The sequence below is a fragment of the Clostridium boliviensis genome, from assembly GCF_033342255.1.
Taxonomy (GTDB): domain Bacteria; phylum Bacillota; class Clostridia; order Lachnospirales; family Lachnospiraceae; genus Lacrimispora; species Lacrimispora boliviensis.
Genome location: NZ_JAWONS010000060.1, coordinates 1 through 286, shown reverse-complemented (window position 1 = coordinate 286; position 286 = coordinate 1). Strand labels below are relative to the sequence as shown.

General features: G+C 56.3%; 1 protein-coding gene. It reads left to right on the top strand.

The genetic code is table 11. The annotated features are described in order from the left end of the window. Positions 1-286: transposase (locus RZO55_RS02760; protein ID WP_318062767.1), on the top strand; the 286-nt coding region annotated here is incomplete at both ends.

Genomic DNA, 286 nt, shown 5'->3' with positions numbered 1-286 from the left:
GAAATAGCTGATTGGGCAAAGTCCTTTGAAACCTTGGCTGAACGAATCGGAGCTCACTTTGCCCGTTCCGAAGCACGGCAACGTTGTAAGTCCTATCTTCGTGGGTTGTTAAGTTCCGTGGAACGGAAGAACGGGTGGCAGTTGGCCGAGTATGCCGGGGATCCCACTCCTTACGGCATTCAGCACCTGTTGGGGCGGGCCCGGTGGGACGCGGATGCCGTTCGTGACGACTTACAGCAATATGTCTTGGAACACTTGGCCCACCCCGAAGGGATAGCTGTCGTGG